Raw genomic sequence first — 7,996 nt, forward strand, 5'->3', positions numbered from 1 at the left:
ATGATTTATTCAAATCTCTGTTCAAATTGTTACAAAGCTATAAGTGTTCAATTATGTGATATGTCATAAAAATGAACTTTATGTTTTTAACAAAAAATGCAAGTATAAATAATATATTTTTTATATTATTAATTACATGCTACCATAAATATATCAACTAATAAGCGGGGCATGACATTGAATAATTTAAAAAAACATTATGTGACAAAAGGTTCGAAAGACTATTTAAAAATCATTATTGCACTTTTTATTTCCGGTTTTACTATCTTTTCTATCTTATATAGTGTTCAACCTTTGATTCCACATTTCACAAAGTCATTTAATATTAGTGAAACTGTTTCAAGTTTAGCTTTATCAGCAGCAACCATTACCTTAGCGATTGCTATGCTATTTTTCGGGGCACTATCCGAAGTGTTAGGCCGTAAACCTATAATGATTTTTTCTGTTCTTTCTGTATCCTTACTCGCCTTAATACAACCATTTTTAACAGATTTCAATACTTTTTTAATTGTGCGATTAATCCAAGGCATATGTCTAGCTGGTTTACCATCAATCGCAATGGCTTATATTGGTGAAGAAATTTCATCACAAAATTTACCTGAGGCGATGGGCATTTATATTAGTGGAAATGCTTTTGGCGGCGCCTTTGGAAGAATATTCACCGGTTTTATTTCAAGTATATATGGATATCAAACTGGCCTAATTTCTATAGGTATAATCAGTCTTATTGCAGCCATTTTATTTACATTTTTATTACCATCATCTAAACATTTTGAAAAACAGCGTTTTTCTGTAAAAACATTATTAATGAGTTATTATAAGCATCTAACAAATATCAGATTGCTCAAACCATTTATGATTGGCTTTCTGCTACTTGGGTGTAACATCGCAGCATTTAACTATATTGGTTTCGTGTTATCAGAAAAACCATATAATTTACATGATAGTATCATTAGTTTTATTTACTTATTATTTTTAATAGGTATGATTTCCTCAATACTAAACGCAAAATTACGTATGAAATTAGGTACTTTAAATGCCTTGAAATTCAGTGTTTTATTGTTAATTTTCGGTATTAACATCACTTTATTGCCACCGCTAACATTCAAAATTATTGGCTTAGCCTTTAGTGTTTATGCTTTTTTTAGTGGGCATGCAATTGCAAGTGCAGTAGTTACCAGTCGTGCAGAAGACCATAAAGCACAGGCCTCTAGCCTATACTTATTATTTTATTATATGGGTTCTTCTGTAGGTGGTACTTTAGCCGGTGTGTTTTATAACTATATTCAATGGCCTGGCGTAGTTTTAATGATTACTAGTTTTATGGTCATAGCATTCGTTATTGCTCTTACCATTAAGCAAAAATAGGCTTGAAAATCTAAAATATTAAGATTTCCAAGCCTATTTATATATTCAAATTTTTACTATTGTATTGTTGTTTCCATATTTGCTTCAAATTCATCTAATAGTTCACGTGCTTCATCAGTCGTATTTGTACTCATCAGTTGATGTCTTAACTCACTTGCACCTCTGATGCCACGCACATATATTTTAAAGAATCTGCGCAACGGTTTAAATAAGCGTGTTTCTTCTTGTGAATATTTGTCGAACAAATCAAGATGAAGTCTCAACAAGTTTAAAAGTTCTGCACTCGTATGTTCTCTTGGTTCTTTTTCAAAAGCATAAGGATTATGGAAAATCCCACGTCCAATCATGATACCATCGATACCATACTTTTCTGCCAGTTCAAGCCCAGTTTTTCTATCTGGAATATCACCATTTATCGTCAATAATGTATTTGGTGCAATTTCATCACGTAGTTTTTTAATTTCACCGATTAATTCCCAATGGGCGTCTACTTTACTCATCTCTCTACGTGTACGCAGGTGAATTGATAAATTCGCAATATCTTGCTGAAAAACATGTTTCAACCACTCTCTCCATTCATCAATTTCAGAATAACCCAAGCGTGTTTTAACACTTACAGGTAACCCTCCTGCTTTAGATGCTTGAATAATTTCAGCTGCAGTTTCAGGACGTAATATTAGTCCTGAACCCTTACCTTTTGTTGCAACATTCGCAACTGGACAACCCATATTCAAATCAATGCCTTTAAACCCCATCTCTGCCATGCCAATACTCATTTCACGAAAATGTTCAGGTTTATCACCCCAAATATGTGCAACGATGGGTTGTTCATCTTCTGTAAAAGTTAAACGGCCACGTACGCTATGTACGCCTTCAGGATGGCAAAAACTTTCCGTATTTGTAAACTCAGTGAAAAAGACATCAGGTCTTCCCGCTTCGCTGACTACATGACGAAAGACTACATCTGTTACATCTTCCATAGGCGCCAAAACAAAAAATGGACGCGGTAATTCACGCCAAAAATTTTCTTTCATATATATTTTAACCTTCTTATCTATTATTATCTCGAATTTTTATCCATGACGATATTACCACAAAAATTAGACTTATACAAAAAGATTATAAACTTCCAAAACCAACTCGAAAACAGCTTATCTAAAAACTTATTACCTAAATAATCGAATAGTTACGCATTCGAAATAAATCTATTGTCACCTTAAATATTTTCGAAAGCAGTTCAAGTTATACACGTAGAAGGCGATCTATCTCATAATTTTTCTTCACTTTTTAACAAAATTATCAAAGTTATAAGAAAATATTCATTTAATACCTAGTCCGGTAACTATACATACTACTAAATAACCCTACACATAAAATAGCAGCAGCAAAAATCAAGGCTGCATTGAAGTTCCCTGCGCTTCCAATTAATAATCCTGACAATGCAGGTGCAATCATTTGCCCCAAACTGTATATGACTGTCAATATCGCAACTAAGTTCAGCTTACTATTATTTTGATACATTAAAGCTTGTGCTTTGGACATAAATAATGTAGTAAGCCCTAAAAACGTTGAACCAAATAATAATGAACTTAGTATTAAACTCAACATACTGTCTGATAGTATTGGCAAAGTAACACTTATTATTTGTAAAATAAAAGCTAAGTAGGTCGCCTTACCATGGCCTAACATATCAGCCAACATAGACCAAAGAATGGTCGATGGTATCGCGCCTAACCCAACAAACATCCAACTTAATGCTGCATAGTCTGATAACGAGGGTATCGATTTAACAATGGCAACCAAAAATGTGCCCGTAATAATATATCCAGCACCTTCGCAAAAATATGCAATGGAAAATCCCCAAATAAATTTTTTCTTCAACTTACTTGATACATTAGATTGACTTTCGTTTGTTTTATGGCTTTCGTGATCAGTACCATCATTTTCACGCATACCAAATATAATAAAAATAGCCATGATTAATGAAAAAATACCGAGCAAAACCCAAGTCGTTTTCCAGGTATTCACTGAAGTAAATAAAAAAATAAAGATACTACTTGAAAAAATACCTAAACCTACACCACTATAAAGCAGACCTGATATACGTTCTTTTCGAACCATTTTTAATGCTTCTAACGCAACATTTGATGCTAATACAAAAACAGTACCACTAGACACACCAGAAACAAATCTAAAAATAGCCCATAAGATATAACTATCAAAAATACCCATGAATAGTGTTGAAATAATATTAATCATTAAATATATTTTAAGATCGACTACCTTATTAAATACAATAATCCAAATTGGAATCATTGCGCCAATAAGATACCCTAAATAGTTATATGTAGCCAACATACCCGCACTCGGATTGTCCATACTGGTATTAAGCTGCATAAAAGGCATGATGGGCGTATATGCAAAACGTCCAATTGCCATAACAATAAACAAACACAACATACCTAAAACAAGTTGCTTATACGCTTCTTTCATACTTTACACACCTTTCAATAAATTAATTACATTATACACTTTTCATGATATTTACAAATACTTTTTCATTAGCAATCAATAATATTATCTTCAACCCCTTTTAATTTTGAAATAGTAAGTATAGAATAGGCATTATTATTATTTTGAATTTTCAGATTTTTATTAGGGGGATTGTTATGCAACAACAAAATATACTTTGGAAAGATTGGAGATTACATGGCATTGTCCTAATCATTATGATCATTTCTGAAGTGATTGGCGCACATAAAATTCCATTAGGTATAACTTCAATCCTATTGTTACCAGTAGTTTACGCAGTATTACTTGGTTTGGGAGTATATTTCACACCTATTATAGGTAAAAGACAAGCTAAGCACTCTGAACCAATGGTCTTTATTTCTGTAGCATTACTCATAGCAAAATTCGGGGTAGAGGCTGGACCTGCCCTTCCTAAAATTATTGCAGCTGGACCCGCTTTAATACTTCAAGAAGCCGGAAATTTAGCTACTATTATTATTTCATTACCGCTAGCTATACTTTTAGGTTTACGTAGAGAATCTATAGGTATGACACATTCAATAGGTAGAGAACCAAATTTAGCACTTATTACTGAAAAATATGGTATTACCTCTCCTGAATGGCGAGGAGTCATGTCCATGTATATATTTGGAACGATATTTGGGGCAATATTTTTTAGCATTTTCTCCGGCATACTAATCTCTATTTTACCTTTTAGCCCATTAGCATTTGCAATGGCGACAGGTGTAGGAAGTGGTGTGATGACTGCTGCTGCACTAGGTCCCTTAGTTGAAATGTATCCTGACCAAGCTAGTACAATTACAGCATTCTCTGGCGTGAGTAATTTACTTACATCTGTCACAGGGCTTTATGTGGGTATATTAATTGCTTTGCCATTAACTCGAAAATATTACAGCTTTATTATGCATATTAAATCAAAATTCACAAAAGATAAGGAGCAATGAGTATGAATTCAAAAGTTACAAACTGGATACTCACATTATGTGTGGTAGGCATTATTTCACTTTTTAGTAATTGGATTGGTTACAGTGTTATGCCAATAGAAGCTTTACCGGGCATTCTTACATTAATGGGCATTGCATTAAGCGGTTTAATCTTACGTGATATTGTTCCTTTAAATATACCTAGTATTGCTTATATTGGTATAATCGGACTCATCATTACAATACCAGGCATCCCTGGATCATCACACATTGTTGAATGGACTGAAAAAGTAGATCTATTGTCATTAGCTACACCAGTGGTTGCATATGCAGGTGTTTCTATAGGAAATTCGTGGGCCGATTTTGCTAAGTTAGGTTGGAAAACAATTGTCGTAGGAACCGTAATATTGCTCAGTACATACGTAGGTTCTGCCCTTGTAGCAGAAATTGTTTTAAGCATTCAAGGTTTAGCATAATCTACACATAATCATCCCCGTACAAACAATTCAATCTATCGTTTGTACGGGGATAATTAAAGTCAGAAAATATTTTAAATATAATAAATGAATACTATAAAGTTCAATAAAAAGAGTACAATAGCTGGAATCGCTTTTTTAATTGGATCCTTGCCTAAGAAAATCAATGAAATTGCACCAACAAACATCGTTGCACCTAGTAATATACTTGATAATAAAGCAATCACATTATACAACACACCTATCAACATCCCCAGACCACCTACAAATTCAAAAATTCCTGTAATTTGATTAAAAATAGGTGGGTAGCCAAGACGCGCAAAATCTTGTTTCATTGCACCAGATAAAATTTTAGATCCTGTCATGATAAAAAATATCCCCAAAATTATTTGCAATATAATGATAATAATACTCATTTTAACGACCCCTTTTCATTTTTATCTTAGTCATGCGCTAGCAAACCAGAAATCATATAAGGCGTAATGCGTTTAATATAATTTTCAGGTAACATCTCACTATCCTTTTGGTACCATGTTTCAGCTGCTTTATAGATACTTGCACTTATCATGTTTGCAGCCAATTGTCGTGTACTATCTTCTTCAAAGTCACTATCATTCAACAATTTATACAATACATTTGCAATATGTTCTTGAACAATATGGTCTATTGTCTCAGGATAACTCCTATGACATCTTCTATTTAAAGACAATTGAAACTCCGCCACTACTTTAAAAATGTCGACAATTGTATTTTCACTCAATGGTTTATATTCAAAATATTCATAATTTAAATTAATTAATAGTTCCTCAGCAAGCGCTTTTTCTAACAAATCATAGATATCACTGAAATGATAATAAAACGTAGCTCTATTGATAAGTGCCTCTTGTGTAATATCTTTTACAGTTATACTTTTAAAATCTTTAACACCAGACAATTTGATAAAAGCTTGCATGATAGATTTTCTCGTTTTAATGACGCGCAAGTCTGATTTTGATTGTACCATTCGACTCCCTCATTTTCTCCCAACATTTAATTCTGGATGTTGAATATTCAACATTTTCTACAATTTGTTGGTACTTATTATTCATATTACTACTTATCATAAGAGTATATCAATTTAATTAAACTACGGAGGTACAATTATGGAAAAAAATATGGTATGTGATATGTATTCGGGTGTTTGCAAACCGAGTGAAGAAAATGAAGTAGAAAACATAAACTTGAACAACCAAAGTCCTAATTTAACTTTATATTATATAACTGATCCTATGTGTTCACATTGTTGGGCTTTCGAACCAATTTTAAATAAACTGTTAGTTCAGTACGGTCATTTGTTTAATTTTCAAATGATTATGGGCGGTCTTTTAGAAGCTTGGGGAGATGGTCCTATTGATCCTGCAAATGGCATTTATAAACCAGCTGATGTGACACCACATTGGCAAGAAGTAGGTCAATATTCACGCATGCCTATCGATGGTACAGTTATGGAATTAGATCCTGTGCAATCTTCATACCCAGCATCTCGATTGTATAAAGCGATTCAGCAATTAGATTCCCCGACTTCTGCTATTGAATTTATTAGATTAGTGAGGGAAGCTGTTTTCGTCTTTAACCAAAATATTTCTGATAACAAAATACTTAAATCAATTGTACAAACTTTATATAAAAACAATAAAACAATAAATATTGAAACTATTTTTGATTTAGCAAATAGTACGCAAGGCCAGCAACTACTTTCAAACGATTTTAACTTAGTACGAGAATTAGGTGTCAGAGGTTTCCCTACAGTTGTCATAGTAAATCATGATAACCAAGGTACCAAAATTGTAGGTGCTAGAGATTTAAATGTTTATATAGATACACTTAAAAAACTTAACAATAATGGAAAAACCGTTTCAAAACCATTGCCAGATTTAGAATTATATTTAAAAAAACAACATCGTTTATTTTCTAAAGAAATTGAAATTATGTATGATATTGCGCAAGACGAAGTACCAAATTTCGTTGAACAAAATTTGAGTCCTTCAGTTTACACAGCCAAAAATATCCTTGGTGAAAATTATTATGAATTTATTTTATCGTAATATATGACAATCTAACTGACATTGTGAGCGAAATGGCTTACGTTCATCAAACACTATATGTACTTGTTCAATGCAGGTGAAATTCAATCAATTTATCAAATATGTTTATATAAAGTGTCACTTTATTGCATTTATATTCTTACTCATGTCGTTTTATATTTTTTCAAATATTCATTGTAATTAAAAGTTTCTATACTATTAGTTACAATGATATTTTTATTTAGCTGCGCTTCTAAATACCTACTCACTTCACAAACTGCATTTATTTTTATTGATTCTATGTCATTCATTTCTATTACTACAAAGTCTATTTCTTTAACACTATGATTCGTTTGAGAAAGTATACTATAGATATGTTGTAACAATCCTTCATTATATTTGGTTTTAGAAATTGCTACTACTTTTGAATTGATTGGTTCTTGATTTCTATTACGCAAGTAAAATAGTGTGTTACCTCTGCTATATTGAACGATGATATACATACAGAAACCCCATTTTAATTTTTTATATCTATAATTAGTATATACACATTACGCGCAATTAATAAACTATTCAAAATAAATCAAACTCAATTTATCGTCAGTTTTATTTAAACAATAATTAGATAGTAAAA

Annotated in this window: 9 protein-coding genes; 4 read left to right on the forward strand and 5 right to left on the reverse strand. The window is 32.1% G+C overall.

Going from position 1 to position 7,996, the window contains the following annotated elements; all coding sequences use genetic code 11:
* The first annotated feature begins 171 nt into the window (after positions 1 to 171).
* Positions 172 to 1,368, forward strand: a complete 1,197-nt coding sequence (locus CD150_RS10160) for an MFS transporter (protein ID WP_371090925.1) — start codon at positions 172 to 174, stop codon at positions 1,366 to 1,368.
* A 56-nt stretch (positions 1,369 to 1,424) separates the two neighbouring features.
* Here CD150_RS10160 and CD150_RS10165 read toward each other — a convergent pair whose 3' ends face one another.
* Together CD150_RS10165 and CD150_RS10170 are read right to left on the reverse strand one after the other, a co-directional pair.
* Entirely contained in the window at positions 1,425 to 2,402 is a 978-nt protein-coding gene (locus tag CD150_RS10165) for a tRNA dihydrouridine synthase (protein ID WP_073344702.1), read from the reverse strand.
* A 289-nt stretch (positions 2,403 to 2,691) separates the two neighbouring features.
* Positions 2,692 to 3,861: a YbfB/YjiJ family MFS transporter gene (locus CD150_RS10170; RefSeq protein WP_073344706.1), complete on the reverse strand. Its 1,170-nt coding sequence runs from the start codon at positions 3,859 to 3,861 to the stop codon at positions 2,692 to 2,694.
* Between the two features lie 176 nt (positions 3,862 to 4,037).
* On the opposite strand from CD150_RS10170, the gene CD150_RS10175 reads away from it, so the two are divergent.
* The gene (locus tag CD150_RS10175) at positions 4,038 to 4,844 is read left to right on the forward strand and encodes a DUF3100 domain-containing protein (RefSeq protein WP_064209135.1); all 807 of its coding nucleotides are present in this window, start codon (positions 4,038 to 4,040) and stop codon (positions 4,842 to 4,844) included.
* A 2-nt stretch (positions 4,845 to 4,846) separates the two neighbouring features.
* The gene (locus CD150_RS10180; RefSeq protein WP_046206580.1) at positions 4,847 to 5,299 is read left to right on the forward strand and encodes a hypothetical protein; all 453 of its coding nucleotides are present in this window, start codon (positions 4,847 to 4,849) and stop codon (positions 5,297 to 5,299) included.
* Positions 5,300 to 5,373: 74 nt separating this feature from the next.
* Here the strand turns inward: CD150_RS10180 and CD150_RS10185 are convergent, their stop codons facing one another.
* Positions 5,374 to 5,715: a DoxX family protein gene (locus CD150_RS10185; protein ID WP_070658088.1), complete on the reverse strand. Its 342-nt coding sequence runs from the start codon at positions 5,713 to 5,715 to the stop codon at positions 5,374 to 5,376.
* Between the two features lie 26 nt (positions 5,716 to 5,741).
* Positions 5,742 to 6,302, reverse strand: a complete 561-nt coding sequence (locus CD150_RS10190; RefSeq protein ID WP_073344709.1) for a TetR family transcriptional regulator — start codon at positions 6,300 to 6,302, stop codon at positions 5,742 to 5,744.
* A 139-nt stretch (positions 6,303 to 6,441) separates the two neighbouring features.
* Between CD150_RS10190 and CD150_RS10195 the strand changes: the two genes are divergently transcribed.
* Positions 6,442 to 7,383 carry a DsbA family protein gene (locus CD150_RS10195; protein ID WP_070658091.1) on the forward strand — a complete coding sequence of 314 codons (942 nt, stop codon included), beginning with the start codon at positions 6,442 to 6,444 and terminating at the stop codon, positions 7,381 to 7,383.
* A gap of 143 nt (positions 7,384 to 7,526) precedes the next feature.
* Here the strand turns inward: CD150_RS10195 and CD150_RS10200 are convergent, their stop codons facing one another.
* The gene (locus CD150_RS10200; RefSeq protein ID WP_073344714.1) at positions 7,527 to 7,865 is read right to left on the reverse strand and encodes a hypothetical protein; all 339 of its coding nucleotides are present in this window, start codon (positions 7,863 to 7,865) and stop codon (positions 7,527 to 7,529) included.
* Positions 7,866 to 7,996 lie beyond the last annotated feature (131 nt).

This window comes from Staphylococcus ureilyticus, from assembly GCF_002902235.1.
Classification (GTDB): Bacteria; Bacillota; Bacilli; order Staphylococcales; family Staphylococcaceae; genus Staphylococcus; species Staphylococcus ureilyticus.